Annotated in this window: 26 protein-coding genes, 1 tRNA gene and 1 pseudogene; 2 read left to right on the forward strand and 26 right to left on the reverse strand. The window is 55.3% G+C overall.

Annotation, left to right across the window (positions count from 1 at the left end):
• Positions 1 to 6: 6 nt before the first annotated feature.
• The 16 genes and pseudogenes from HRU87_RS04805 to HRU87_RS04880 form a co-directional block, all read right to left on the reverse strand.
• On the reverse strand, positions 7 to 798 hold the full coding sequence (locus HRU87_RS04805) for a F0F1 ATP synthase subunit delta (protein WP_173493796.1): 792 nt from the start codon (positions 796 to 798) through the stop codon (positions 7 to 9).
• Positions 799 to 804: 6 nt separating this feature from the next.
• Complete coding sequence (locus tag HRU87_RS04810) at positions 805 to 1,353, reverse strand: F0F1 ATP synthase subunit B (protein ID WP_173493797.1); 549 nt, start codon at positions 1,351 to 1,353, stop codon at positions 805 to 807.
• A gap of 14 nt (positions 1,354 to 1,367) precedes the next feature.
• Positions 1,368 to 1,598, reverse strand: coding sequence for an ATP synthase F0 subunit C (gene atpE, locus HRU87_RS04815; protein WP_173493798.1), 231 nt, complete (start codon positions 1,596 to 1,598; stop codon positions 1,368 to 1,370).
• A gap of 24 nt (positions 1,599 to 1,622) precedes the next feature.
• Positions 1,623 to 2,450 (reverse strand): F0F1 ATP synthase subunit A, encoded by an 828-nt coding sequence (gene atpB, locus HRU87_RS04820; RefSeq protein ID WP_173493799.1) that lies wholly within the window; start codon positions 2,448 to 2,450, stop codon positions 1,623 to 1,625.
• Positions 2,451 to 2,560: 110 nt separating this feature from the next.
• On the reverse strand, positions 2,561 to 2,962 hold the full coding sequence (locus HRU87_RS04825) for a Cg1360 family ATP-synthase-associated protein (RefSeq protein ID WP_173493800.1): 402 nt from the start codon (positions 2,960 to 2,962) through the stop codon (positions 2,561 to 2,563).
• Positions 2,952 to 4,070 (reverse strand): glycosyltransferase family 4 protein, encoded by a 1,119-nt coding sequence (locus tag HRU87_RS04830; RefSeq protein ID WP_173493801.1) that lies wholly within the window; start codon positions 4,068 to 4,070, stop codon positions 2,952 to 2,954. The genes HRU87_RS04825 and HRU87_RS04830 overlap by 11 nt, the downstream gene beginning before the upstream one ends.
• Complete coding sequence (locus HRU87_RS04835; protein WP_173493802.1) at positions 4,071 to 4,730, reverse strand: L-threonylcarbamoyladenylate synthase; 660 nt, start codon at positions 4,728 to 4,730, stop codon at positions 4,071 to 4,073.
• Positions 4,731 to 4,740: 10 nt separating this feature from the next.
• Complete coding sequence (prmC, locus tag HRU87_RS04840) at positions 4,741 to 5,589, reverse strand: peptide chain release factor N(5)-glutamine methyltransferase (protein WP_173493803.1); 849 nt, start codon at positions 5,587 to 5,589, stop codon at positions 4,741 to 4,743.
• Entirely contained in the window at positions 5,589 to 6,665 is a 1,077-nt protein-coding gene (gene prfA / locus HRU87_RS04845) for a peptide chain release factor 1 (RefSeq protein WP_173493804.1), read from the reverse strand. Before prfA ends, prmC begins: the two co-directional genes overlap by 1 nt.
• Positions 6,666 to 7,892: pseudogene (rho, locus tag HRU87_RS04850) on the reverse strand (transcription termination factor Rho); the annotation flags it as partial.
• A gap of 411 nt (positions 7,893 to 8,303) precedes the next feature.
• Positions 8,304 to 9,218, reverse strand: coding sequence for a homoserine kinase (gene thrB / locus HRU87_RS04855; protein ID WP_173493806.1), 915 nt, complete (start codon positions 9,216 to 9,218; stop codon positions 8,304 to 8,306).
• Complete coding sequence (gene thrC, locus HRU87_RS04860) at positions 9,215 to 10,297, reverse strand: threonine synthase (RefSeq protein ID WP_173493807.1); 1,083 nt, start codon at positions 10,295 to 10,297, stop codon at positions 9,215 to 9,217. Before thrC ends, thrB begins: the two co-directional genes overlap by 4 nt.
• A complete protein-coding gene (locus HRU87_RS04865; RefSeq protein WP_173493808.1) occupies positions 10,298 to 11,608 on the reverse strand; it encodes a homoserine dehydrogenase in 1,311 nt (436 codons plus the stop codon). It abuts the gene before it with no gap.
• Entirely contained in the window at positions 11,609 to 13,015 is a 1,407-nt protein-coding gene (gene lysA / locus HRU87_RS04870; RefSeq protein ID WP_173493809.1) for a diaminopimelate decarboxylase, read from the reverse strand. It lies immediately after the preceding gene.
• A complete protein-coding gene (gene argS, locus HRU87_RS04875) occupies positions 13,016 to 14,671 on the reverse strand; it encodes an arginine--tRNA ligase (RefSeq protein WP_173493810.1) in 1,656 nt (551 codons plus the stop codon).
• An 85-nt stretch (positions 14,672 to 14,756) separates the two neighbouring features.
• Positions 14,757 to 16,409 (reverse strand): glycoside hydrolase family 13 protein, encoded by a 1,653-nt coding sequence (locus tag HRU87_RS04880; protein ID WP_173493811.1) that lies wholly within the window; start codon positions 16,407 to 16,409, stop codon positions 14,757 to 14,759.
• A gap of 68 nt (positions 16,410 to 16,477) precedes the next feature.
• Between HRU87_RS04880 and HRU87_RS04885 the strand changes: the two genes are divergently transcribed.
• Positions 16,478 to 16,549 (forward strand) — tRNA-Arg (locus HRU87_RS04885).
• A gap of 7 nt (positions 16,550 to 16,556) precedes the next feature.
• Here HRU87_RS04885 and HRU87_RS04890 read toward each other — a convergent pair.
• From HRU87_RS04890 to murI, 6 genes are all read right to left on the reverse strand, one after another.
• Positions 16,557 to 17,483: a carbohydrate ABC transporter permease gene (locus tag HRU87_RS04890; RefSeq protein WP_173493812.1), complete on the reverse strand. Its 927-nt coding sequence runs from the start codon at positions 17,481 to 17,483 to the stop codon at positions 16,557 to 16,559.
• The gene (locus HRU87_RS04895; protein ID WP_173493813.1) at positions 17,483 to 18,493 is read right to left on the reverse strand and encodes a carbohydrate ABC transporter permease; all 1,011 of its coding nucleotides are present in this window, start codon (positions 18,491 to 18,493) and stop codon (positions 17,483 to 17,485) included. Before HRU87_RS04895 ends, HRU87_RS04890 begins: the two co-directional genes overlap by 1 nt.
• A 92-nt stretch (positions 18,494 to 18,585) precedes the next feature.
• Complete coding sequence (locus tag HRU87_RS04900; RefSeq protein WP_173493814.1) at positions 18,586 to 19,959, reverse strand: ABC transporter substrate-binding protein; 1,374 nt, start codon at positions 19,957 to 19,959, stop codon at positions 18,586 to 18,588.
• A gap of 183 nt (positions 19,960 to 20,142) precedes the next feature.
• Positions 20,143 to 20,718 (reverse strand): RdgB/HAM1 family non-canonical purine NTP pyrophosphatase, encoded by a 576-nt coding sequence (gene rdgB / locus HRU87_RS04905; RefSeq protein ID WP_173493815.1) that lies wholly within the window; start codon positions 20,716 to 20,718, stop codon positions 20,143 to 20,145.
• Positions 20,718 to 21,458, reverse strand: coding sequence for a ribonuclease PH (gene rph / locus HRU87_RS04910; RefSeq protein WP_173493816.1), 741 nt, complete (start codon positions 21,456 to 21,458; stop codon positions 20,718 to 20,720). Before rph ends, rdgB begins: the two co-directional genes overlap by 1 nt.
• Positions 21,451 to 22,272: a glutamate racemase gene (gene murI, locus HRU87_RS04915; protein ID WP_173493817.1), complete on the reverse strand. Its 822-nt coding sequence runs from the start codon at positions 22,270 to 22,272 to the stop codon at positions 21,451 to 21,453. The genes rph and murI overlap by 8 nt, the downstream gene beginning before the upstream one ends.
• A 38-nt stretch (positions 22,273 to 22,310) precedes the next feature.
• Between murI and HRU87_RS04920 the strand changes: the two genes are divergently transcribed.
• The gene (locus HRU87_RS04920; protein ID WP_281359123.1) at positions 22,311 to 23,585 is read left to right on the forward strand and encodes a nicotinate phosphoribosyltransferase; all 1,275 of its coding nucleotides are present in this window, start codon (positions 22,311 to 22,313) and stop codon (positions 23,583 to 23,585) included.
• On the opposite strand, the gene HRU87_RS04925 is transcribed toward HRU87_RS04920, so the two are convergent.
• The 4 genes from HRU87_RS04925 to HRU87_RS04940 all read right to left on the reverse strand — a co-directional run bounded on the left by HRU87_RS04925 (position 23,578) and on the right by HRU87_RS04940 (position 26,211).
• Positions 23,578 to 23,823, reverse strand: a complete 246-nt coding sequence (locus HRU87_RS04925) for a DUF3039 domain-containing protein (protein WP_173493818.1) — start codon at positions 23,821 to 23,823, stop codon at positions 23,578 to 23,580. The two genes, HRU87_RS04920 and HRU87_RS04925, sit on opposite strands and share 8 nt — an antisense overlap.
• 5 nt (positions 23,824 to 23,828) lie before the next feature.
• On the reverse strand, positions 23,829 to 25,028 hold the full coding sequence (locus tag HRU87_RS04930; protein WP_173493819.1) for a S1C family serine protease: 1,200 nt from the start codon (positions 25,026 to 25,028) through the stop codon (positions 23,829 to 23,831).
• 83 nt (positions 25,029 to 25,111) lie between these two features.
• Positions 25,112 to 25,825, reverse strand: a complete 714-nt coding sequence (locus tag HRU87_RS04935; protein ID WP_173493820.1) for a hypothetical protein — start codon at positions 25,823 to 25,825, stop codon at positions 25,112 to 25,114.
• Positions 25,819 to 26,211, reverse strand: coding sequence for a hypothetical protein (locus HRU87_RS04940; RefSeq protein ID WP_173493821.1), 393 nt, complete (start codon positions 26,209 to 26,211; stop codon positions 25,819 to 25,821). The genes HRU87_RS04935 and HRU87_RS04940 overlap by 7 nt, the downstream gene beginning before the upstream one ends.
• Between the last annotated feature and the right edge of the window lie 28 nt (positions 26,212 to 26,239).

The following is a 26,239-nucleotide window of genomic DNA, read 5'->3' on the forward strand; positions in this document are numbered from 1 at the left end:
TATGGGTTAGTTCAGTTGCAATCTTGCTTGCTTTATTTTGGTGAGAACGGTGGCGTCGATGACCTCACCGTTCACAGCGACGTGAACGCCGCCTACTACATCTTTTGAAACTTCGACGTTGAGCTGAAGCTTGCGCCCGAAACTCACTGCCAGGGCGGCTCCCAATCGGTTTAGCTGCTCGGAGCTGAGCGCCTTTGCCACCGTGATGTGGGCAACTGACTCGCTTGCAACCTCAGCCAACCAGTTTGAATACTGCTCCAAGACCGCAGCAAAACGCTTCACAGCGTGACTCGCAACCGCCTCTGAGGCCAGCAGCGCAGCGCTCTGCGAGAACTTCCCTGAGACCAGCGCCGCTACCAGAGCCTGCTTCTGATCTACGGAAGCTCGAGAGGAGCTGAGTGCCAGCTCCAGCTCAGATTCACTTGCAATGACCTGCTGAATCTCAAACAGTTCATCCTGCAACTTGTTTAGGTCGGTTGAGGCGTTGGCCACGACACGGACAGCCAGCTGCTCGGTCACCTTGGGAAGGTCCCTGGTGGCACTCCAGCGGAGCTTGACCAAAGTGTTCACCAATCCCAGGGCTTGGGGTGACACCTTGGAACCAAATACCGATGCGACCACTTTCTCCTTGCTTGCTACCGCGGCGGAAGGATCCGTCAGTAGTGAACGCAACTGCGCGCTCTGCTGCAAGGCACCGGCCACGGCAAATAGCTCCTTGGCGGTATCAATGGTCAAGCCCGAAAGTGAAGCGAGCGCTTGCTCCGCTGCAATCTTGGCTGCTCTGGTACTGGATGCCACTTGTTGTTACGCCCTCTTGCCCTCTAGCTCTGCGATGAAGTCGTCGACAACCTTGTTGGCGACGGCATCCTCTTGAAGCTTCTGTCCGACAATTCTGGAAGCCAGCTCAATTGCGAGCTCACCTATCTCGGCGCGCAGAACACGCTGAGCGATTTCCCGCTCTGCCTCGAGTGAGCTCTTGACGGCCTGCTGTAGGCGCTCTGCCTCCTGGGCTGCTTGCGACTTCATCTCCGCCAAGATTGCGGCACCCTCAGAGCGTGCCTCCTCGCGGATGGATGAAGATTCACTGCGCAGCTTCTCCTGCTCGGCCTCAACCAAGGCAGTGCGCTCCTCGGCAGCCTTCTGGGCAGCCTCGGCCTCAGCCAGGCGTCCCTCGATTGCCTTAGCGCGCTCGTCGAGCATCTTCTTGAATCCAGGGAGAACCTTGAACCAGAAGAAGGTCAGCAGAACAACAAAGACAACCGATGACCAGGTGATGTCATACCAGGCCGGAATCAGCGGGTTCGGCGCCTCGGCGCCCTCCTCCGCTGCGGCGGCAAGAATCCTTGAAATCATCGTTTACCTTTTGCTTATACGAAGATGAATGGGGTGGCTAGACCGATCAGGGCTAGAGCTTCGGTGAAAGCGATACCTAGCCACATGGTGACCTGGAGCTTTCCAGCTAGCTCTGGCTGACGAGCGATCGATTCGATGGTCTTGGATACAACCAGACCTACACCGATGCCAGGGCCGATAGCGGCTAGGCCGTAGCCAACCACTGCGATGTTGCCGGATAGTTCGGCGATGTTTACTGCGTCCACTTGATTTCCTTCCGTGGGGTTTATTTAGTGTTCGTCTGCCAATGCCAACTGGATGTAGACAGTGGTCAGAAGTGTGAAAACGTAAGCCTGCAAAACTGCAACAAGGATCTCGAAGAGAGTAAAGGCAAAACCGAACAGGAATGTTCCCGCTCCAAAGAGTTTGAAAAGCCCATCGGCCTCAAAGAAGAAGAACTGAGTTGCTGAAAAACAAAGCACCAACAATAGGTGACCGGCAATCATGTTCATCAAAAGTCGAAGAGCGAGAGTCACCGGGCGCAGAATGAAGGTTGAGAGGAACTCAATCGGGGTCACCATCACGTAGAAAGCTGGTGGCACCCCGGCTGGAAACAGCGAGTTCTTGAAGAACTTGATACCGTGACGCTTGATACCGGCGTAGATAAAGGTCACGTACGCGGCCAGTGCCAGCACGAGCGGCAAACCGATTACGGAGCTTCCTGCAATGTTGGCGAACGGGATGATTCCTGTGATGTTCATTCCCAGAACCATGAAGAAAATTGTTGTGAGAAGCGGCAAGAAGCGGTCGCCGTCTTTCTCGCCGAGCTGATCGTGGGCGATGTTCTTGCGAACAAAATTCAGCGCCATCTCACCCAGCAGCTGGAATCGCCCTGGAACGACGTTGCCGGTGCGGACTGCCTGCTTGAACTTTCGAGTCCAGAGCCAGAACAAAACCAAAAGCACAGACAGGACAATCAGGCGAATCATCATGATTCGGTTGATGGCGAAAATGGTGCCCTCGAAGGCCACGATCTCTGGGTAGAACTCCATGATCGAAGGTGGGTGGAACCCGCCTTCTTCGGCCGCAAACAGAGTCAGTGCACTAAACAGCTTCATACTCCTGGCTTGGGCGGCGTGAAAAACCCCGCTGGTTGTCGTTGGAATTCTTGAAAAGTTTATAGGAGGAATTCAACTAATTATTCCCGTAACCTAAAAATCTCAACGAGTTAAGAGATGGTTGGGATTCTAGATTTCAGAACCAGCCAGGAATCAATTCCCAGCCCGCCTAAAACACTCACCACGATAGTGAAAAACAGCGTTGGACCATGAACAAACTCAGCCCGCTGCAAAGCCCCCATCGCGATGGCAAACAAAACAATTTTCAACAGCCAACCACCGAGGACCATGCCGTAAAAACCTGCGAGTGGAAGTTTGGCCCCCACCAGCACGCTCAACACCGTCAAGGCCATAAAGGTGAAAGCAATGACAGACCCGAGCGCTGCTGTGAGAAGTCCTTCCAACCCGGCAAAAAGGTACCCCGCAGCGCCACCGACCAAAAGCACGGCGGCAACAAGTAGAGCGGAGAGTTTTAGAACCCTGCCAAAGACTTGCGCTGAACTACTTGCCACGAACGGCCCTCCTGAATTTGTAGATCTTCTTGAAAACCGGCCAGTAGGTATGCATTAGAGCGACCAATAACCAAAAGCCAAAGATAACCATCACCGGGGGGAAATCCAACCAGAAGAACAAAAGCAGTGTTACAGACACCAAAGCCGTCCAATGGTAAAAAACCAACACCGCACCCTGGTGCCCGTGACCTAAATCCTGAAGCTGGTGGTGAATGTGCTCTCGGTCAGCTGCAAACGGAGACTGACCCCTGCGAAGACGTCGCACCACCGCTAGCAGCAGGTCAAGCAGCGGAAGGATCAGAATCAAGACCGGTAGGGCCAGCGGAATCAACGCGGGCAACAGATCGTTGCGGGTCACAGTTGCCGGATCGATGCTGCCGGTGACGGTAATTGCACCAACCGCCATGAGAAGCCCCAGCAGCATGGCCCCCGAGTCCCCCATAAAGATTTTTGCAGGTCGCCAGTTGTGCGGTAAGAAGCCCAGCACCATGCCCAAGACAATTGCCGCCAGCAGACCTGCAGTTGAGAAGTAGTTGGTGGGAGATGTTTGCTGGGCAAGCAGGTAGGTGTAGACAAAAAATGCCAGCGTGCCTATTCCAACTACTCCGGCCGCCAGGCCATCCAGGCCATCAATGAAGTTCACGGCATTCATGATGAGAACCACAACAAACACCGTGGCAGCCAGCGAAACTCCAAAGCTGCCAACCGTGATTCCGCCAATCGGCAGCGATACGATCTGTATTCCAGAGGATGCCAAAATCCAGGCAGCCCCCATTTGACCGCCCATTTTGGCAGTCCAGTCAAGCTCAATTAGGTCATCCAGCAGCCCCACGATGATGATCACCCCGGAGGCCAAAACGACGGCCCAAATTGGACCGGGATTGAGGAATATCGGTTCAAACCAACCAAAGCTTGCGGCTGCCAAAACACCGACCAAAAGCCCGATAAACATCGCCACCCCGCCGATGCGGGGTGTTGGAGACTTGTGAACATCGCGTTCTCGGATCGCGGGGTGAATATTGAACCTTTTTGCAGTCCACCTAACCGCAAAGGTTGAAAGGTAGGTGACCAGGGCCGTGATCAGAGCGACTAGGAAATAGGCTCTCATCTAGCCGACCTTGAGCTCCAAATCCCCAATGACACTTTGAATTCGGTCAAGAGAAATTGCTCCCTTGCGCAGCACGCGAATTGGTTGACCATCCCTAACCTGGCTGAGATCCAAAATGGTTGAAGCTTCGCCCTTCGGGCTGGCCCCAGCATCCAGGTATGTGGCGACTTTAGCGCCAAAGTAATCGACTGCCTGTTGTGCGTTCACGGCAGCAGGTTGGCCTGTGAGGTTTGCGCTTGAAACAGCTAGCGGGCCGACATCTTCGAGCAGAGCGAGAGTTATTTTGTGATCTGGGACGCGAAGTGCAACAGTTCCCTTAGTGTCACCCAAATCCCACTCCAGAGTGGTTTGAGCCTTGAGAACCATAGTCAGAGCCCCGGGCCAAAATGCCGCTGCAAGCTGGTTCGCAACCAACGGTAAATCGGCCGCCAGTGCAGACATGGTCTCGACCTTAGGAATCAAAACTGGAGGTGGAGAGGTGCGCTCGCGACCTTTTAGATTCAGCAGCGCCTCAACCGCCTTGGCATTGAAAGCATCGGCAGCGACTCCGTAAACAGTGTCGGTCGGAATTACCACCACCTCACCGCGACCAAGACCAACCTTGGCCTGGCGAAAGCCGGTGAGCAAGTCAGTGTCGACTGAGCAGTCGTAAACCCGCATCTGTGCCTCGCTATCTCACCGCTGTGATGGTTCTAAATCTAAAGGTCGCATCTTGGAACGCTGAAACTCTCTGCCAACCGTCCTCCAATAGTAATTGACGGATGGCATTCGATTGACCGTCGGCATGCTCTAAAACCAATAGCCCTCCTGTGCGTAGCAGTGCAGCAGCGACACCGGAAATATCTCGGATCACATCCAGGCCATCCGGCCCCCCGTAAAGAGCCAGAGCGGGGTCAAAGTCTCGCACCTCAGGATCAATCGGGACGGCATCATCCGGAATGTAGGGCGGGTTTGAGATAACCACGTCCATAGTCCCCACTAGATCCCCCACCACCTGCTGCATTGCACCCAAGCGCAGTTCAATTTCCGGTGCCAAAGCCTCGATGTTTCTGGCTGCGAAGGCGTGAGCCTCAGGCGAAAGCTCAACCGCATAGACCTTGGTTTGAGGCGCCTCTGTCGCCATAGCAATGGCGATGGCACCAGAACCGGTTCCTAGGTCAATCGCCCTGCCGGGACTTGGAAGTAGTTTTAGGAAGTCAATGGCGTATTGCACCACCTGCTCAGTTTCAGGTCGTGGAATGAATACCCCGGGACCCACGGCAAGCTCAACTGATCGAAAAGGTGCTGTGCCCGTGATGTGCTGCAGCGGCTCGCGTTTTACACGGCGCTCCAGAGCCGCGTTAAAGACAAGCAGCTGAACGTCAGTTAGGCCAAAATCAAAGGTAATTCGGGTGAAAAGTTCAGACCTATCTACCTGCAGGCAGTGACAGAGCAACCAGGTCGCATCGGCCTGCGGGGAGGGAACCCCGGCTAAGGTGAGCTGGTCAGAAGCAAAGGCGAGCGCCTCAACGAGCTTCACTACTCACCCTGAAGTGCCGCGAGTCTGGACTCTTCGTCAAGTTTGATGCAGGACTGGACAATCGGCTCCAGCGCACCATCCATTACCTGATCAAGGTTGTAGGCCTTGTAGCCGGTTCGGTGATCGGCAATGCGATTCTCTGGAAAGTTATACGTGCGAATGCGCTCGGAGCGATCCACGGTTCTGACCTGTGACTTGCGAGCCGCTGACTGCTCAGCCTCAATGGCCTCCTGCTGAGCAGCCAAGATGCGAGCGCGTAGCACACGCATGGCAGCCTCTCGGTTCTGCAACTGAGATTTTTCATTCTGCATCGAAACCACGATGCCGGTCGGCAAGTGGGTGATGCGCACTGCAGAGTCAGTGGTGTTGACAGACTGCCCGCCAGGGCCTGATGAGCGGAAAACGTCGATGCGAATATCGTTTTGACTGATCTCCACTTCCTCGGGTTCATCAACCTCGGGGAAAATCAATACTCCCGCAGCGGAGGTGTGAATTCGGCCTTGGGTCTCCGTTGCCGGCACACGCTGAACTCTGTGAACTCCACCCTCAAATTTCAGGTGCGCCCAGACTCCCCCGGCTGGGTCGGTGCTCGTGGATTTGATTGCCACCTGCACGTCCTTGATCCCACCGAGGTCAGACTCGGTCCGGTCTAGGATTTCAGCCTTCCAGCCCTTGGACTGCGCGTAGTGGATGTACATGCGAAGCAGGTCTCCGGCAAACAGGGCTGACTCGGCGCCACCCTCACCGGCCTTGATCTCCATGATTACGTCTCGACCATCATCTGGATCTCTCGGAATCAACAGGCGGCGAAGTTTCTCGTTAGCCTCTTTGAGCATCGCCTCAAGGTTCGGTAGCTCCTCGGCAAAGGCCTCGTCCTCTTTGGCCAATTCCTTGGCAGCAGCCAGGTCCTCGGTGTACTGAATCACATTAGCTTCGGCAGACATGATTGCGGAGAGCTCGGCGTAACGACGGTTTAGCTTCTTAGCCAGAGCTGGATTGGTGTGTACTGCCGAGTCGCTCAGTTGCTCTTGCAAACTTGCGTGCTCGGCCCTGAGGCCTGCAAGCGAATCGAGCAATTACTCAGCGTCACTCTCTTGTGGCACAGGCATTGACTTCTCTAGCTTCAGCAGGAACTCGACGTTTGAGGCGGTGTCCTTGAGGCGAGAGAGCACAAGCTCAAGAGCCTGCTGCTGCTCAAGACCAGCAAGAGCACGACGTAGCTTCCAAATGATCTTGGTCTCCTGAGGGCTCATCAGCATCTCTTCGCGACGAGTTCCAGAGGCGTTGATGTCTACCGCTGGGAAGATTCGCTTGTCAGCCAACTGACGCGATAGGCGAAGCTCCATGTTTCCAGTTCCCTTGAACTCCTCGAAAATAACCTCATCCATCTTGGATCCGGTCTCAACCAGGGCCGTGGCAAGGATGGTTAGCGACCCACCGTGCTCGATGTTTCTAGCCGCTCCAAAGAAGCGCTTTGGTGGGTAAAGTGCCGAGGAATCGACACCACCGGAGAGGATTCGACCAGATGCTGGGGCACTGAGGTTGTAGGCGCGGCCCAACCTGGTGATGGAATCCAGCAGCACAACGACGTCGTGGCCAAGCTCAACCAAGCGCTTTGCACGCTCAATAGCAAGCTCTGCAACGGTGGTGTGGTCATCAGCTGGACGGTCGAAGGTCGAGGCAATAACCTCACCCTTCACGGTGCGCTGCATGTCGGTAACTTCCTCGGGACGCTCATCAACCAGGACAACCATGAGGTGAACCTCTGGGTTGTTGGTCGAGATAGCGTTTGCAATCGCCTGCAACACGAGAGTCTTTCCAGCCTTCGGAGGCGAGACAATCAGTCCGCGCTGACCCTTACCGATTGGGGCAACCAGATCAATAATTCGGGTCGAAAGTTTTTTGTTGTCAGTCTCGAGGCGAAGCCTGGTGTCTGGGTAAAGCGGGGTTAGCTTGCCAAACTCAACGCGAGCGGCCGCTTCCTCCATGGTCTGTCCGTTGATGGAGTCAACGCGCACCAGCGCATTGAACTTCTGGCGCTGGTTGCCCTGCTCCTCGCGGGGTTGGCGAATTGCTCCGACAACAGCGTCACCCTTTCGCAGGTTGTACTTCTTGACCTGGCCCAAAGAAACGTAGACGTCGTTTGGACCTGGGAGGTAACCGGAGGTACGCAGGAACGCGTAGTTCTCCAGGACATCGAGAATTCCAGCCACTGGGACTAGAACATCATCCTCGGTGATTTCTGGCTCTTGCTCGTCCTGGTTTCCACCGCGACGACGGTCACGGTCACGGAAGCGGCCACGACGGTTTCTACCGCCGCGGCGGTCATCATCGCGCTCGTTGCGGTTGTTGTCTCGGTCAGAACCTCTGGTCTCGCGATCTTCGCGACCCTCGGTGCGCTCTTGACGCTCTGGCTGAGACTCAGCGGCTGGTGCTCCAGCACTTTCAGTCTTCTCAGCAGCACCCTCGGTGCGGGCTGGACGGGTGCGGCGGCGAGGAGCTGCCTTCTCGCCAGCCTCTGCCTTGGGGGCTTCGGAGCTGGCCTCAGTCTTTGGGGCCGAAGCTGCAGCATCGGTGGAAACTTTTGCGCTGGTTGCGCGACGGGTTCTTTTTACAGGTTGTTCCTGCTGGATTTCATCCATTGGTATTACTCATTTCTTGGCGGCATTCATGCCTGATTTGATAAGAAAACTTGAAGAATGCAGTGGCGGGCTTTAGACGCCTGATCCAGACTGCCTCTCAACACTAGCACCTTTGAAGTCAACTGCAAGCGGCAGTGCTTTCCATGTTGAAAACTCGCGCTCAACAAACTTGATGGCTTCGGCTCGCTTCGCAGGGTCATCCTCGAGCACCAGTACCGAAGGTCCAGCACCTGAGACCACGGCCGGGTGCCCCTTGGCACGCAGTTCCTCAATCAAGCGACTGGTTTCAGGCATGGCGCTGGCCCGATAGTTCTGGTGGAGGCGATCCTCGGTGGCAGCAAAAGTCAGCTCGGGGCTTTGCGTCAAAGCAGCCACCAGCAGCGCGGAGCGGGAAACATTGAATACCGCATCGGTGTGTGGGACAGATTCCGGCTGCAGGCTTCGGGCCAGCTTGGTTGACATTTGATTTGGCGGAACCAGCACCAGCGGCGAGATACCGCGGTGAACACTTAGCTTTTTGTGGTGCGGTCCGGTCTCGTCTTTCCAGGCGATGGTCAGACCACCAAACAGAGCGGGTGCGACATTGTCGGGGTGGCCCTCGATTTCAGTGGCAAAATCCAGAAGTTGCTGCTCAGTCAGCACAATCTCCGGCTGCAGCAGTCCAGCGGCAAGCATGATGCCTCCGGTGACAGCAGCTCCTGAGGAGCCCATACCGCGACCGTGGGGGATGTTGTTGTGGCAAGTGATACGAAGTGGCGGAAGGGTTTTTCCCATTCGATCAAAAACTAGCTTTAGGGTGCTGAAGATGAGGTTGCTCTCATCGGTTGGAATGTCAGCTTCACCCTCGCCGACAATCTTGATTTCAAGCCCCGAGGAGATTACCTCTGCCTCGTACTGGTCGTAAAAGCTCAACGCCATACCCAAAGTGTCAAAACCAGGACCCAGGTTTGCACTGGTCGCTGGAATCTTGACTATTACGCGAGTCACTTGTTTCGCTCCAGCCCGAGCACTTCGGCAACCGAAGCGGCAGTTGCGGAGACCTTCTTTGGCTTGATCTGACGACCGCGGTCGTCCTTGAGGGCCCAGTCTGGATCCTTTAGGCCGTGGCCGGTAACGGTAACGACTATGGAATCAACCTTCGGTAGCTCACCCTTGAGCTTGGCCTTGTAAAGACCAGCCGCTCCAGTGGCGCTGGAAGGCTCAACGAATACGCCGGTTTCTTGCGACAGGAACCTGTGCATCCATAGAATTTCACGATCGCTAACTGCCCCAAAGGCACCACCGGTGTCTCGCTTTGCCTCTTGCGCCAGATCCCAGGAGGCTGGGTTACCGATCCGAATAGCAGTAGCGATGGTCTCCGGCTTTGCAACCGGCGAACCCTTCATGAATGGTGCCGCACCCTCGGCCTGAATACCGTAGAGCATCGGCAGCTTGGAAATCCGTCCAGCATCGCGATCCTCGCGATAGCCGAGGTGGTAGGCGGAAATGTTTCCGGCGTTGCCAAGTGGCATGGCGTGGAGATCCGGTGCAAACCCAAGCGCATCAAAAACCTCAAACGCGGCAGTCTTCTGACCCTGCAGGCGATCCGGATTCACGGAGTTCACCAAGAACACCGGGTAGTTCTCACTGAGCTCTCTGGCCAGGCGAAGGCAATCGTCAAAGTTTCCACGAACCTGAAGAATCTGCCCTTTGTGGGCAACTGCCTGAGAGAGCTTGCCCCAGGAGATTTTTCCGGCTGGAACCAAGACGACCGCCTGCATGCCTCCGGCAACAGCGTAGGCAGCAGCAGCGGCTGAGGTGTTTCCGGTGGAGGCCGCGATTACAGCCCTTGCGCCCTTGCCCTTGGCTTTAGAAACCGCAGTTGTCATGCCGCGGTCTTTGAAGGAGCCGGTTGGGTTCATGCCCTCGTATTTCAGGTGAACGCTACCGACATCCAGGAGTTTCGCCAGCGCCGGAGCCGCAATGAGTGGAGTTCCGCCCTCACCCAAGGTGACGATTGGATCGTCCTGGGTAAAAGGAAGTCGATCAAAGTATTCGCGAATCACTCCGCGCCACTGGTGAGCCATTTAGATTCCCTCCACTCGTATCACCGAGTCAACGTTTTGAACTGCAGCATTTGATCGCAAATCAGCCACGACCGAGTCCAAATCTCGCTCGCTGGCCTCATGGGTTGTGATGGTAAGCAGGGCACCCGAGTCCTTACCGGCTGGGTTCTGATCGACGGTCTCCACACTCACCTCGTGGTTTGCAAAGACGGTTGCCACCGACGCCAAAACTCCGGGTAGGTCAGTGACGCGGAGTGTCACCTGATAGCGGGTGGTCACCGCCTGCACAGGAAGAATCGGGAGGTTGGCATGCACTGAATCGGCAAGACCAGGACCGCCTGCAAGGTGGCGCTTGGCAGCCCCAACCAAATCGCCCAGCACCGCAGAGGCAGTCTGAGTTCCACCGGCACCTGCCCCGTAAAACATCAGCTGCCCGGCGCTCTCGGCCTCAACGAAGACCGCGTTGTAGGCACCCCTGACTGCAGCCAGCGGATGCTCTTCAGGAATCAGCGTGGGGTGGACTCTGACGGCAATTCCCTCAGGTTGGCCATCGCTCGCCGGAATACGCTCGCAAATTGCCAAAAGCTTTACCGCGTAGCCAGACTCCCGAGCGGTTTCGATCTGCAGGGCCGTCACCTTGGTAATGCCCTCGCGATAAACCTGCTCGACCGGAACCTCGGAGTGGAAGGCGAGCGATGCCAAAATGGCCGCCTTGCTAGCCGCATCAAAGCCCTCGACATCAGCGGTGGGGTCAGCTTCTGCGTAACCCAGGTCCTGCGCCTCCCTGAGCGCGTCCTCGAAGCTAGCACCGGTGGATTCCATGCGGTCCAAAATGAAGTTCGTGGTTCCGTTGACGATGCCCATGACCTTGTTGACTTTGTCGCCAGCGAGAGACTCGCGCAGCGGCCTGATGATTGGAATCGCTCCACCTACGGCAGCTTCAAAGTAGAGCTGAGCACCAAGCTGCTCGGCAAGATCAAAAAGCTCGGGACCGTGGGCAGCAATCAGAGCCTTGTTGGCAGTAATCACATCAGCTCCGCTGTTGAGCGCCATACGAACGTATGATCTGGCAGGCTCAATGCCACCCATCAGCTCAATGACCAAGTCGGAAGATTCAATGAGCGCCTCGGCGTCAGTGGTGAAGAGGTGGCTGGGCAGATTCCCCTCGCGCTTGGAATCTAGATTCCGCACCGCGATTCCGGTCAGTTCAAGCTCTGCACCAACGCGCTGGGCCAACTCCTCTTTATTCTCAATCAAAAGTCTTGCAACCTGAGAGCCCACAGAGCCCGCTCCCAGCAGCGCAACACGAATTGGTCGGTATGCGGTTTGCATTTATTCGGCCCTTCCGCCTTGGTAGCCAGCATCCCGGCTCAGCAAATCCTGTTCAGTTTCAGCCCGGATTAGAAGTGAGCTGTTTCCTGATTTGACCGCAACCATCGCAGGCCTGGTCAAAAAGTTGTAGTTAGAAGATAGCGAAAAGCAGTAGGCGCCGGTGGCAGCAACCGCGAGTATGTCGTTTACCGCCACATCGCTGGGGAGATACTCGTGGCGCACCACAATGTCTCCAGACTCGCAGTGCTTTCCAACCACGCGCGAAAGCGCCGGGGTTGCCGAGGAAACTCTTGAGGCAATCAAAGCCGAATATTCAGCCTGATACAGCGCAGGTCTGGCGTTATCGCTCATGCCGCCGTCAACACTCACGTACTTCCTAGTTGCCCCAGCACCCGACTCAGAAACTGAGACGTCCTTGATCGTTCCAACCGAATAGAGCGTGATGCCGGCCGGTCCGGAAATCACTCGTCCAGGCTCGAAAGCGAGTTTTGGAACGGCGATACCTAGCGCTGAGCACTTGTCGGCCACCGCTTTTGCAATTCGCGTGGCCATCTCGGCGATAGCAAGTGGGTGGTCTGCCTTTGTGTAGGAGATGCCGAATCCACCGCCCAGGTTTAGCTCTGGAACCTCTCCCCCGGCAAGGAGCTGGGCATGGACATCCAAAAGGCGCTCTGCAGCAGCCAAGAATCCATCAACCACAAAAATCTGCGAGCCAATGTGAGAGTGCAGACCCAGGAATCGAAGGTGGGAGTGTGATCGAATCTTGGCAACGAGGTCAGGAACATCGCTGAGAGCCACTCCAAATTTTTGGTCTTCCCGCGCGGTCGCCAGATGCTCATGCGTGTGAGCGTGAACGCCAGAGTTCACCCGAAGTCGAACTGGCTGAATCTTGTCTTGTGCTCCGGCAACTGAGGCGATGCGTTCAATTTCAATTTCTGAGTCGATGACGATGGCGCCAACGCCGTAGGCGATAGCCCGGCCAATCTCCACGAGGGATTTGTTGTTGCCGTGCAGTCCGATACGCTCGCCCGGCATACCGGCAGCAATCGCAACGGCAAGCTCGCCCTGGGTCGAAACATCAACAGCTAGTCCGGCTTCATTCACCCACCGCACCACGTCAGTTGTCAACAGCGCCTTCGAGGCGTAGTAGAGCTTTGAGGTGGTGCCAATCTTGTTTGCCGCATCGCTGAAAGCTCGCTTGGTGCTGAGCAGTCGCGCCTCAAAGTCTTCCTGATCCACAACGTAGAGCGGTGATCCGTAGTTTCTAATCAGGTCGGATACCGCCACGCCGCCAACGGTCAGCTCCCCGTGCTGGTTTCGCCTGGCAGTTCTGGGCCAAATCTTCTGGTCAACGGCGTTCAGGTCACTCGGTGGAGTCAACCAGGCTGGGGCAAGTGGGTTTTTCATCTACATCCTCTCCGGTGCGCTCACGCCAAGGAGGTGAAGACCGTTGGCTAGCACAACACCCGCGGCGTTGTTGAGCCAAAGCCTGGTTCGATGCACACTTTCGACACTTTGCTCTCCAAGTGGGGTTACTCGGCAGTTGTCATACCAGCGGTGGTAATTGCCAGCAACCAACTCGAGGTACCTTGCTACGCGATGGGGCTCCCGGAACTCTGCCGCTTGTGCAACCACCCGGGGAAACTCACTGAGGGAGGCCAGAAGTTCTGATTCTGAAGCGTGACTGAGCAGTTCCGGCAGGAACTCGGTGTCATCAACACCCAGGGCGAGCGCATTCTTGGCAACCTGCTTGGTTCGCGCATGGGCGTACTGGACGTAGAACACTGGATTGTCATTGGTCTTTTTGCTCAGTTGCTCCAGGTCAACGTCGAGGGACTGGTTGATTGAACTTCTTGCCAGCGCATACCGCGCCGCATCGACACCTACCGAATCAACCAGGTCTTCCATGGTTACCACGGTTCCAGCCCGCTTCGACATCCTTACCGGCTCACCATCTCTGACCAGGTTCACCATCTGCCCGATCAAAATTTCCATGTTCAAGCCGGGGGTGTCCCCAAAGGCTGCGCAGAGTGCCATCATGCGCGGGACATAGCCGTGGTGATCGGCTCCGAGCATGTAGATGCAGCGATCAAACCCGCGTGAGCGCTTGTTCTGGTAGTAGGCGATATCTCCTGCGATGTAGGCGGCGTCTCCGTCGCTTTTTAGGATCACTCGATCCTTGTCATCCCCAAGCTCAGTGGATCTGAGCCAGACTGCACCTTCAGACTCGTAGATGTGACCAAGCTCGCGCAATCTTGCGATGGACTTTTCTACCTCGCCTGATTCATAGAGCGAGTTCTCGTGAAAATAAACGTCAAAGTCGACGCCAAAATCGTGCAGGGACTGACGAATCTGCTCAAACATCAGCTCGACTCCGGCAGCCCGGAAGACCTCTTGGGCTTCGCTTTCAGGCAAACTCAGTGGATCGATGCTGCTTGAGGCCAACACCTGATTTGCAATTTCTTCAATGTATTGACCGGAATATCCGTCGTCGGGAGCCGGCTCTGCCTTAGCTCTTGCAAGTAAGGACCTAGCGAACCGGTCAATTTGAGCACCGTGGTCGTTGAAGTAATACTCCCGGGTAACCTCAGCACCCTGCGACTGGAAGATTCTTGCTAGCGAGTCGCCGACTGCAGCCCAGCGCGTGCCGCCCAAGTGAATTGGACCGGTTGGGTTAGCCGACACGAATTCGAGGTTTAGTTTGACTCCGCTTAGCGAATCTCCCCGCCCGTAGCCAGCTCCAGCGAGCACGATCTCTTTTGCCAGAGCACCGGTTGCGGAGTCTGAAACAAAAAGATTAATAAAGCCAGGTCCTGCAATCTCAACCTTTTCAACCCCATCAACCTTTGCCAGTTCACCAACCAGCAAATTAGCGAAATCCCTCGGGCTCAAGCCGGCCTTTGACCCGAGCTGCATGGCGACGTTTGTGGCCCAGTCACCGTGATCCCGATTCTTAGGGCGCTCCACCACGACAGATTCTGGAACATCAACAACTACAACCCCAGCGGAGACCAGGCGACCAATGCTGGCTGCGATGGCTGCGGATAACTGCTCTGGGTTCACTTGGTTCCTGGCTTTTCTGGCGCGAAAATACGGAGTTTGGATTTCGGCGGTGAACCTAAATCATACCCTTTGGGCCTTTTGCGACCTAGTTTCTTCTCAACCAAACCGCCGAGTTAGCTGGCAGCAAACCTGCGGTAACAGGGGCACTGGACACCAAGACCTCCCCCGCTGGAATGGCAACTGGCTCATCCGAGAAGTTGGTGAAACAGACCCAGGATCCAGGGCGCTCGAAGGCCATTGTCCCCTGGGGGGACTCCAGCCAGTTGAGCACTTCCTCGCCCTGAAGCTGTTTACGCAGAGCCAGGGCCCTGCGGTAAAGCGAAAGGGTTGACTCAGGCTGCTGCTCTTGCACGACAACGGAGTACTCGCCGAACCAGCTGGGCTGAGGAAGATGGGATCCGCCGGCTCCAAAGCCAAAGGACGAACCAGACGGCTCCCAGGGCAGCGGCACCCGGCAACCGTCACGACTTTTGAATTTACCTTCGCCCCGAAACCACTGCGGGTCCTGCATCTGCTCGCTCGGGATGTCTAGAACATCTGGCAGTCCCAGCTCCTCGCCCTGGTAGAGATAGCTGGAGCCGGGCAGGGCGAGCATGGTAAGGGTTGCGGCCTTCGCTCTTGCAAGACCTTTTTCTAGATCAAGCTTTGGATCTAGCCGGTTTTTCACGTACCAGTTGTTTTCGTCGGCGAATGTTACGCCGTCTTTCCCGGCGGGGATTACCAGACGGGTGACGTGCCGAATCACATCGTGGTTAGACATGACCCAGGTGGTCGAAGACCCAGTCTGCTGAGCAAACTGCAAATTCTTGTCAATCACCTGGCGGAAGGTTCTTGCCTCCCATTTGGCGGTCAATAGGTCAAAGTTGAATGCCTGCCCAAGTCCGTCAAGCGATGCATAGGGGGGCCTGCGATGGGGGTGAACCCAGGCTTCAGCGACAGCAACCCTTGGCGGATCGTACTCGTTAAAAAGCTTGCGCCAGGTTTTATAGACCTCGTGAACTTCATCGCGATCAAACAGCGGATCGCTGCCATCATCCTTCATAACCTCTAGGTCATAAGAGGAGCGTGATGGGAGCGGATCCAAGTCCTTGATCAGGGCATGGGCGACGTCAATTCTGAAGCCATCGACACCTCGGTCAGACCAAAACTTGAGGGTCTTGAGAAAGTCCTCGCGTACCTCAGGATTGGACCAGTCAAAATCTGGCTGCTCCTTGGTGAAAAGGTGAAGATACCACTGGCCATCCGGTGTCCTGGTCCAGCCCTCTGGGCCAAAATGGCTCGATAGATCAGATGGTGGCAACTCTCCATCGACTCCCCTGCCATCTCGGAAGATGTATCTTGCGCGCTCGGCGGATCCCCTTGGAGAGCGCAGCGCCTGCTGGAACCAGATGTGCTGGTCGGAAGAGTGGTTGGGAACAATGTCGACAAAAATGCGAATTCCACGCTGATGCATCGCTTCCACCAGATCGTCGAATTGTTCGAGGGTTCCAATCCGAGGGTCGACATCTCGATAATCCGCAACGTCATAACCGCCATCTGCGAGGGCAGAGGGGTAAAACGGGGAGAGCCAAACCGCGTCGATGGAGAGTGATGAAAGATAGTCGGCCTTGGAAATGATTCCCTTCAAATCACCAATTCCATCGGCATTGGAATCCGAAAAGCTTCTGGGGTAGATCTGGTATACGACGGCCTGACGCCACCAATCAGCTGGACCAGATAGTTGTACCGATGAGGACAATTGCAACTCCTTGAACTAACACCTAGCAAATCTCAGGGGGCCTCGAATGCTAGGCTACCGTTGTCCCCGCCCCTATAGCTCAGGGGATAGAGCACCGCCCTCCGGAGGCGGGAGCGCAGGTTCGAATCCTGCTAGGGGCGCAAACCCCTAGCCCTTCACCGAACCAGCCAGCAGGCCTCTCACGAAGTAGCGCTGCAGGGCAAAGAAGACCAGCAGCGGAACAACCATCGAAACAAAGGCTCCCGCAGTCAACAGCTCCCAACCAGAACCTCTGGTGCCAACCATTTCAGCCAAGCGAATGGTCATTGGCGCAACTTCTTTTGCACCGCCACCGAAGGTGAGACCAACCAACAAGTCGTTCCAGACCCAAAGGAACTGGAAGATGGCAAAGGATGCGATAGCTGGAACAGACAGCGGAAGCACAATCTTCGAGAACAGCGTGAACCAGCCTGCGCCGTCGACACGTGCTGCTTCAATTAGCTCCCTTGGAATCTGACTCAGGAAGTTGTGCAGCATAAAAATTGCAAGCGGCAGTCCAAATATGGTGTGGGCGATCCAGATCGGGATGTAAGTCCCAGTGATTCCGAAGTCCGGAATGATGGTCACATCCCCGATAACCAGGCCCTTGGCGAAAAGCTGAAGGAGAGGAATCAACGTCAACTGAAGTGGAATTACCTGCAGGGCAAAGATGCTAAAGAAGATAAACTCTCGACCCTTGAACTCAAACCAGGCCAGCGCATACGCCGCAAAGACCGCGAGAGTGATCGGGAAAATAACAGCTGGCAGAGTAACCGCCAGTGAGTTGAAGAAAAACTGGTAAAGCGGCGGGTTGGTGGTTGATCCCTCAAAAAGCACCTGTGTGTAGTTGTCGAAGGAAATGTTGGGCTGCACAAAGAACGTCCACCAACCGGAGTTGTTGATGTCCTTCTCTGGCCGAATCGAAGTAACCAGAAGCCCGAAGGTTGGGATGGTCCAAAGAATTGCGATCACCCAGGCGGCAAATGCCGCCCATGGAGAAGAGAAGATGTTTTTTGCCTGCGCCCTAACGCTGGTCTTTGCTGCTGCAGAGGTCATTAGCGTTCCGTCCTCTCTAGGCGAAGCTGTCGAATGTTGTAGACGATGATCGGAATGATTGCCACGAACAAGATGATGGCTAGCGCTGAACCCTGACCGTAATTCATCTGTCGGAAAGACTGGGAGTACATCTCGTTTGCAATCACGTTGGTCTGGAAGTTTCCACCGGTCATCGTGCGAACGATGTCAAACACTTTGAGGGTTCCAATGGTGATGGTGGTGAGCACCACCACGATGGTCGCCCTAATCATAGGAACCGAAACAAGATAGAAGCGGCGCCATGGCGTTGCGCCGTCCAGCATGGCAGCCTCAGTAACTTCATCCGGGATATTCTTGAGTGCGGCTGAGAGCACTACCATCGCGAAACCAGTCTGAATCCAAATCATCACGAGAATCAGCAGGAAAGTGTTCAGCGGGACTTCGAGCAACCAGTTGGGCGGCGTCAGGCCAAGAGCCTTGAAGATTGCTGAGAAAAGACCGATGTCTGGCTTGTTGTCATTCGGCTGGTAGTTGTAAACGAATTTCCAGATGACACCGGCTCCCACAAACGAAATAGCCATCGGCATAAAAATTAGCGACTTGATAACCGCTGGTCGCTTCATGCGGTCGGTCATGTAGGCGATGCCCAGACCAATCAACGTCGAAAGGGTTGGAACGGTTACAACCCAAATCGCGGTGTTTGTCAGAACGACAGTAATCTCCGGGATAGTGAACGCCCAGATGTAATTGTCAAAACCAACGAAGTTTTCAGACTTCTTATCCATGAAGGACAGAATCAAGGTGCGGATGGCCGGGTAGATCAGGCCAACCAGAAGAAGCAGGGATGCCGGAACCAAGAAAACCAGGTACTTCAGCCACTCTTGTGCCTTCACAGAGGCGCGAGAAGCGAGCAGGAAAACCAAGAAGATTACCGCAGCGAAGCTGACCAAGGCCAGTGCCAACAACGAGAAGTTTTCCGCGATGATGTCCGCTGGAGTTTTTCTTGCTGAGTGAAGTGCAAGTGCAATCATGTTTCGAATCCTAACAACCTTCTAAAGAGCTGTGGGGCCCGCCTTCGACGGGCCCCACAGTCATTTATTTAGCTAGTTACAACGTTGGCTAATTAGTAAGGCCAGGTTGAGTAGATAGCTTCTAGAACAGCAGCGTCGGACTTGTCCTCAGCTACCCATGCGGTCATTTCCTTCCAGAACGAACCTGCTCCAACCTCAGCTGGCATCACGTCGGAGCCATCGAAGCGGAAGGTAGATGCGTTCTGCAGGATCTCAACAGCAACCTTGTTTACTGGGTCTGCAACGTTTGCAGTGTCCAGTCCAAGGTTGGCGGAGAACCAGCCACCCAGGGCGGCCTTCTTGTTGTTCCAGTCAGGAGTGGTTAGGTAGTGGTGCACAGCGTGTACCTCTGGACGGTCAGCGAAGATACCAACGAACTCGCCACCACCAAGTGCAGGCTTGTTGTCAGCCGAGACACCTGGGAAGTAGAAGGTGGTGATTCCACCCTCAGTGGTGGTGTCCTCTGGGGACACGATGGTTGCACCGTAGTCAGCGGCAAGGATGCCACCGATGAAGGATGCCTGACGGTGCATTGCACAGCTGCCGTCAACTAGGCCAGCGCCACCCTCCTGGAAGGTGGTGGTAGCGATCGAAGCAACGTCACCAACGTAGGCAGGGTTCTTCAGAATCTTGCCAGCCTCAGCTAGAACTTCAGCAACCTTAGGGTCGTTGAATGGAAGCTCACCGGAAACCCACTGGTCGTAGGTTGCAGCGTCCTGGAAGCGAAGCATTAGGTCTTCCATCCAGTCAGTTCCAACCCAACCGGTTGCGTCACCGGAACCGAAACCAACACACCAAGGCTGAACATCGCCAGCAGCGGCAATGGTGTCAGACAGAGCTAGAAGCTCTTCCCAGGTGGTAGGAATTGCCCAGCCGTTGTCGGCAAAGGTCTTTGGCGAGTACCAGACGAAGGACTTCACGTTTGCGCCCAGTGGGGTGCCGTAGAAGGTGCCGTCAACGGTTCCGTAGACCTTCCAGTCTGCGGTGTAGTTCTCGTCAACCGAAGCTGAAGTTGCGTCGTTGGCGGGTACTAGACCGTTGCCAGCGAACTTAGCCAATAGACCTGGCTGTGGGAAGATCGCCATGTCAGGAGCGGTGCCACCCTCAACGCGAACTGGAATCTGAGCCTCAAACTCCTGGGTTCCGTTCCAGTTGATGGTGATGCCGGTGCACTCCTCAAACTCAGCGAGGGACTCGATGAATAGGGAAGCCTCAGGGTCAATGATGGTGGTGTACATCTCAACCTCGGTGCCCTCGTTGCCCAAGTAGGCCTCGTAAGCAGCACAAGTGTCAGAAGTGGTGGAGTCAGTGGTCTCGCTGGCAGTCTCTTCAGCTGCAGGCTCGCTGCTTGCGCAACCAGCCAAAACCAAAGAAGCCGCAACGGCAGTAGCTCCAAGAGCCACTACACGACGACGTAGTGTTGACATATTTTTCCTTTCGAAATCAGCCATCGTTGGCTGAACCTCACACGATAGGAGGGTCCCTCCAGAATAAAAGAGGGACTCATTGATTTCCTACTGCAAGCGATTACATTACGATAACAATGAGGTATCAGGTTGCCTGTGTGGCCAATTTACAATTTTTACAATTGAAATTGCACCGTTACATAACTACCGCGATGTCAGCAGTGAAGCCAGTTGCTGGAGCGCCATGGCCCGGTGTGAGAATGAGTTTTTTACCTCGGGTTCCAGCTCTGCAGCGGTCACGCTAAAGCCCTGGGGTATGAAAATCGGGTCGTAACCAAATCCGTGCTCACCGCTAGCCTGCGTCGCAATTTTCCCCGGCCAAACTCCGGTAACCGAAACCTCCCCGGCATCATCAACCAGGGCCATGGTGCAAACAAATGCAGCAGCTCGATTTTCTTCAGGAATATCAATGAGCTGAGCCAAAAGTAGGTCGCGGTTGGTCTTGTCGTCTCTTCCCCCCGACCAGATTGCAGAGAAAATGCCCGGGGCACCCCCCATGACCTCAACTGCGATTCCCGAGTCGTCGGCAAATGATGGGGCCCCGGTCGCCGCAAAGGCTGCCCGAGCCTTAATCAGAGCATTCTCCAAAAAGGTACTTCCGCTCTCAACGGGCTCCTCACCCTTGTGCATAAGGATTTCGACATCAGCGCCGCGAGCGCGGAGAATTGCCTCGACCTCCTGGGCTTTGTGCTGGTTCCCGGTCGCGAAGTAGAGCTGCATTACCGAAGGTCCAAGTCTTCGCCTAATGCCTCACGTTGCATCTTGCTCAGCTCAAGGTTTGCCTGCAGCGCAAGTTCCAGTAGTCGATTCAGTTCGTCACGATCAAATGGCTCAGCCTCAGCCGTTCCCTGGACCTCAACGAAAAGCCCACGGCCGGTCACTACAACGTTCATGTCGGTATCAGCGCGTACATCTTCAACGTAGGCAAGATCTGTCATCGCAACTCCGTCAATGATGCCCACCGAGACTGCCGAAACAGTGTCAATCAGTGGCTTGGCGCTCTTAGCGATGTAGCCATTTTTCTTGGCCCAAGCGACAGCGTCGGCAAGCGCTACGAAGGCACCGGTGATGGCCGCGGTTCTGGTGCCACCATCGGCCTGCAAGACATCGCAGTCCAGCACGATTGTGTTTTCACCAAGCTGTTTGACGTCAATGACCGCCCTCAATGAGCGACCTATCAACCTAGAAATTTCATGGGTCCGGCCACCGATTTTTCCCTTTACAGCCTCGCGCTCACTTCGGTCATGAGTAGCTCGAGGGAGCATCGAATATTCGGCTGTAACCCAACCTTCGCCCGAGTCTTTTTTGAACCTGGGGACCCCCGGGGTGAATGAAGCATTGCAGAGCACCTTGGTGTTACCAAAAGAAACCAAGACGGAACCTTCCGCATGAATTGTGAAGCCGCGCTCAATTTTGATTTCCCTGAGATCGTGCGCCTGACGGCCATCTGCTCTAGTCATCTAAGACCTTTCGTTGTAGGTGTCTAACACCCGAAACTTCGGGTCCCAGAAATCGCTTGGCCAAAACCTCAAATTCCGCAGCATCGCCGGTGGCATAGAACCGGAAGCTTGGCTTGCTGCCCTCAGGAGCAAGCAAGTCGTGTTCGGTCAGTACCCGAAACACATCCTTGGCGGTCTCATCAGCGGAAGAGACCAGATTGACCCGGTCCCCCATCACATAGCTCAAGGCCGCCTGTAAAAGTGGATAGTGGGTGCAACCGAGAACCAGGGTGTCAACCCCGGCATCTTTGATTGGCTCTAGATACTCTTGGGCCGCAGCCAACAGTTCTGGGCCAGATGTGACGCCAGCTTCAACGAAATCAACAAACTTGGGGCAAGCCACCGACGTGATTTCAAAATCTACCGCGGCAGCGAAAGCGTCCTCGTAGGCCCTGGACGTAATTGTGGCAGTGGTTCCAATTACCCCAACCTTGCGATTGCCGCTGGTGCCAACAGCCTTACGGACAGCCGGCTGAATCACCTCGATGACCGGGACTCCGAGGCCTTCGGTATAACGCTCTCGAGCATCTCGCAAGACTGCAGCCGAAGCGGAGTTGCAGGCAATCACCAACATTTTCACGCCTGAGGCAACCAGCTCGTCCATTACCTCCAGCGCCAATCTGCGCACCTCGGAAATCGGCTTGGGGCCGTATGGGGAATTTAGGGTGTCACCAACGTAGGTAATGGATTCATTGGGCAGCTGATCGATGATTGCTCTGGCCACCGTTAGGCCACCGACGCCCGAGTCAAATACTCCGATTGGTCTGGAATCCACGCGCTAAGTCTAGGGTGAGCTTTCACTAGGCTAAGAGCGTGTCTACCGCGCTAATGACCGATCGCTACGAGCTGACCATGGTTCAAGCTGCCCTGCGATCAGGCAAAGCTGACCGGCGTTGCGTCTTTGAGGTGTTTGCCCGCCAGCTTCCAGCTGGCAGACGTTACGGCGTAGTGGCTGGAACTGGAAGAGTGCTCAGTGCGCTTCAGGAGTTCACCTTCACCAGCGCAGAGCTCGATTTTCTAGCAAACCAAAATGTCGTGGATGAACCAACACTCAAGTGGCTAAGTGATTACCGGTTCAGCGGAGACATTTCCGGTTATCGCGAGGGTGAGCTCTACTTCGGAGGCTCCCCCGTAATGAGCGTGGAGGCGAGCTTCGCAGAGGCGGTACTCCTGGAAACCCTAATCCTTTCGATCATGAACTACGACTCGGCCGTGGCCTCCGCGGCAGCCAGAATGAAATCAGCAAGCGCCGACCGAAAACTCATCGAAATGGGCAGCAGAAGAGCCCACGAGGTTGCCGCAGTGGCGGCGGCCAGGGCTGCAGTGATTGCAGGTTTTGATGGAACCAGCAACTTGGAAGCGGGCCGAGACTACGGGCTTGAAACCTTTGGCACCTCCGCGCATGCCTTTACCCTTCTGCACGATTCTGAGGAAGAGGCCTTCAAGGCTCAGTTGGATTCAATGGGAAATCAAACGACGCTTTTAGTTGACACCTATGACGTGAAAATGGCGGTTGAGCGAGCCGTTCGGCTAAGCGAAGGCAAGGTTAGGGCAGTTCGTCTTGATTCCGGTGACCTTTCAAGCACAGCCGTTGAGGTGCGCAAACAGCTAGACGATCTGGGTGCACATGAAACAAAAATTACCGTCACCAGTGACCTTGACGAATACACCATCGCGGCTCTTGCCGTTGCACCGATAGATAGTTACGGGGTGGGAACCTCACTCGTCACTGGATCTGGATTCCCAACCGCAGGCTTTGTCTACAAACTCGTTGCTCACTCAGATGGCGAGGGCTGGCATGACGTGGCGAAGCGGTCGAAGGCAAAAACTAACCGCGGTGGGAAGAAGTTTGCCGCGCGGCAACTGGAAAGCGGAATTGCCAAAGCTGAACTCATCTCTGACCATCTTCCCGAGGGAAGACCGCTCCAAACTCAACTGGTTTCAGGCGGTCAAATCGATACGCGCTTCATCGGTAGCGAGGGTGTAAAGAGAGCCAAGGAGCATCACGCAGCCGCGATTACTGAACTTCCAAGTGGGGCACTGCGCCTCTCCAAGGGCGACCCGGCCATCCCGGTCGAATTTATTTAGCTTCGTCCTCTGATGGCTTGAAACCCTCATAGATTTCCTTGCAGGTGGGGCAGACCGGAAATTTCTGTGGGTCTCTGGATGGAACCCAAACCTTGCCGCAGAGTGCTTCGACCGCACTGCCCAAAACTGCCGATTCTACGATTTTGGATTTCTTTACGTAGTGGGAGTAGCGCTCCTGGTCACCCGGATCTAAATAGGTTTTTTCCTCGAGTTGAGTGCCAAATTGTGACTCGGTCATAGGTTTTAGTTTAGGTCTGCGGCGTCGCCGAGGGTTACCTGAAAAGTCAATCGCTCGCTTGAGCGAATTACTTCAACTTCAACCGCCGCTCCAGCAGGCTCGGCTCTAACCAGGGCAGTTAGATCAGATGCTGATGCAACCAGCTCTCCGCCAAAACGGACCACGATGTCGCCAGCCCGAATCCCAGCCGACTGGGCTGCTCCCCCATCTGTGACGTCTTCAACATAAGCTCCGGTTGAGAATGAGGAATTCTCGGCCGTGTTGTCGCTAACCATCGCCCCGAGCAATCCGTGGGTCGCAGATCCGGTCTCGACAATTTCTTGAGCTATACGCTCCGCGGTGTTAGACGGTATGGCAAAACCAACTCCGATGCTGCCTGATTCGGCATTTCCAGCGGTTGCGATTGCAACGTTGATTCCAATTAGTTCACCCGAAGAGTTCACCAATGCACCACCCGAGTTGCCCGGATTGATTGCAGCGTCGGTCTGAATCACCTGCAGTGAGATTGGTGCGGTCCCGGTGCCGTTCCAGAACTGCAACCCGGGGTTCTCGCTCACCTCACTGCTCGCAACCTGAATGGTTCGGTTTAGAGCGGAAATGATCCCCTGAGTAACGGTGGACGAAAGACCCAGCGGAGCTCCAATTGCCACCACATCCTCGCCGACATTTAGGGAGTCCGAATCGGCAAACGCAATCGGCTTCAGACCGATCGCATCAATCTTTAGAACTGCAAGGTCATAAATCGAGTCATAGCCAACTAGCTCGGCGGGATACACCTCACCGTTCCAAAGCTGGACCGTGATGTTTGCCTGATCGGTTAGGCCGCCGAGCGTTACCACGTGAGCATTGGTCAGGATATAACCGTCCTCGGTGAGCGCCACTCCAGAGCCCGAACCTGAACCACTGGCGTCCTCAACTCCGATGGTTGCAACCGATGGTGCTGCGTTGGCTGCTGCTCCAGTGACCCAGTTGACCTGCTCGGTGTTGTTTACGACAACAGGTGCTGGCTGGGAAATAGCCAAGTAGGAAAGAGTGAATGCGGTAGAGCCGATAATTCCTCCAACCAGGGCCGCAGCCATGGTGAGGGTTGCAATACCCAGGGCACGCAGTGGCCTGCGGCTACGCTTTGCGACCAACGGCTCGGGCGCCCGATAGGGCGGGTTGAAAGTGAACTGATTCTCCCCGGAACGATTCCACTCAGACATAAGTTTCCTTTCGCTGCTCTCGCAAAAGTATGCGAGGCGATGCTGGAGATTTTCTCAACCTTGTCTGAGTTTATTCTGAGGAGCTAGTCGACCAGCAGTGTCCTCCTGGGAAGTTCGATGACTTTCACGCTGAGCGTATTTGATCCCAGCTCCCAGCTGGCCGCCCCGACAACCCACTGCGAACCTGAAATCCTGTAATCCACGCTGTAGCGGACAAAGGCTTGCGCTCGGTAATCGCCGATGTCGGCAAAACTTTTAGCAGTTTCGAATCCTGACTGGGAGGCTCCGTCCGAGAACTCCCAGCGGGCGTTGGTCGCCCTAAATCTGATCTGAGCGGTTTTCCCAAGCAGCTCCCCTTCAAAGTCCAGATCGTTTCCAGAAACCAAAAATCGTGCAGGGTCATCAAACTCAATATCGTCCCCCGGCTCCCACCAGGCATAAGGTCGGTTGGAAATGGCCGTCAGGCGATCTTCAAGCTGCTCAGAGAGAGACTTCACTCGAGGTGCTGAGCCCGCAGAAACTTCGTCCCCCAGACAAAGTCTCGAATTTAGCGGCACCCACGCCTCAATGATTGTGATGGTTGGAATATCAATCGTGCCATTGGCATAAAACTGACAGAGCTCCATGGCCTGCTCGCCAGAACCTGAATTGGCCTCACTTTCACGGGATGTGGATTCCTCACCCGCACATAGAGAAAATTCACCAGCGCTACCTCCGGGGCAACCGCAGGAGCCAAGAGCCACCGAAGTAATGTCGCAACTTGTCGCCAAAATAAGCGGAATGATGAGTTCTAACACGGTGCTCCCGTGGGATTCAAACTAGAAATACGCTTCCCCTGCGGGGTGTCGTCAAGCCAAATCTCAACGCGTTGCGGAGCAACGGGTTCGCCTAAATCAACTTGACCCATGGCATCGAAGAATTTGATGTCCGATACGTCGAGGCAGGCGATGAGTGCGCGAGGAGTCAGCTGCTGAAGAATTTCAAAGCGAGCCCGCCCGACCTGCCGATAACCAAGTTCATCTAGCTTCTCTCTCGCCGCCTCACTGGCCGCCAGGGCTTCCCCACTGAGGACAATTTCAGCACTCTGGGACAAAGCCATGGCCGCGTAATCTTCCAGCGACTTCTCTTGCGCGGTCTGGCTGGAGCAGCTTGTCAGCAATAGCAGAAGTGGCAAAAATCTCATGCCGAAAAGGTAGTCAGATTCAGAATTT

The sequence above is a fragment of the Aquiluna borgnonia genome (genome assembly GCF_013283855.1).
In the GTDB taxonomy this organism is placed as follows: domain Bacteria; phylum Actinomycetota; class Actinomycetes; order Actinomycetales; family Microbacteriaceae; genus Aquiluna; species Aquiluna borgnonia.

What these genes read in the sequence shown, in the direction of transcription:
- rdgB (WP_173493815.1), bottom strand. Translation starts at nt 20,718, where the DNA reads ATGCAGCTCTACTTCGCGACCGGGAACCAGCACAAAGCCCAGGAGGTC.
- HRU87_RS04865 (WP_173493808.1), bottom strand. Translation starts at nt 11,608, where the DNA reads ATGCAAACCGCATACCGACCAATTCGTGTTGCGCTGCTGGGAGCGGGC.
- HRU87_RS04890 (WP_173493812.1), bottom strand. Translation starts at nt 17,483, where the DNA reads ATGACCTCTGCAGCAGCAAAGACCAGCGTTAGGGCGCAGGCAAAAAAC.
- HRU87_RS04895 (WP_173493813.1), bottom strand. Translation starts at nt 18,493, where the DNA reads ATGATTGCACTTGCACTTCACTCAGCAAGAAAAACTCCAGCGGACATC.
- HRU87_RS04835 (WP_173493802.1), bottom strand. Translation starts at nt 4,730, where the DNA reads ATGCGGGTTTACGACTGCTCAGTCGACACTGACTTGCTCACCGGCTTT.
- HRU87_RS04930 (WP_173493819.1), bottom strand. Translation starts at nt 25,028, where the DNA reads ATGTCTGAGTGGAATCGTTCCGGGGAGAATCAGTTCACTTTCAACCCG.
- HRU87_RS04940 (WP_173493821.1), bottom strand. Translation starts at nt 26,211, where the DNA reads ATGAGATTTTTGCCACTTCTGCTATTGCTGACAAGCTGCTCCAGCCAG.
- HRU87_RS04925 (WP_173493818.1), bottom strand. Translation starts at nt 23,823, where the DNA reads ATGACCGAGTCACAATTTGGCACTCAACTCGAGGAAAAAACCTATTTA.
- atpB (WP_173493799.1), bottom strand. Translation starts at nt 2,450, where the DNA reads ATGAAGCTGTTTAGTGCACTGACTCTGTTTGCGGCCGAAGAAGGCGGG.
- HRU87_RS04900 (WP_173493814.1), bottom strand. Translation starts at nt 19,959, where the DNA reads ATGTCAACACTACGTCGTCGTGTAGTGGCTCTTGGAGCTACTGCCGTT.
- thrC (WP_173493807.1), bottom strand. Translation starts at nt 10,297, where the DNA reads ATGGCTCACCAGTGGCGCGGAGTGATTCGCGAATACTTTGATCGACTT.
- HRU87_RS04830 (WP_173493801.1), bottom strand. Translation starts at nt 4,070, where the DNA reads ATGAGAGCCTATTTCCTAGTCGCTCTGATCACGGCCCTGGTCACCTAC.
- lysA (WP_173493809.1), bottom strand. Translation starts at nt 13,015, where the DNA reads ATGAAAAACCCACTTGCCCCAGCCTGGTTGACTCCACCGAGTGACCTG.
- rph (WP_173493816.1), bottom strand. Translation starts at nt 21,458, where the DNA reads ATGACTAGAGCAGATGGCCGTCAGGCGCACGATCTCAGGGAAATCAAA.
- HRU87_RS04810 (WP_173493797.1), bottom strand. Translation starts at nt 1,353, where the DNA reads ATGATTTCAAGGATTCTTGCCGCCGCAGCGGAGGAGGGCGCCGAGGCG.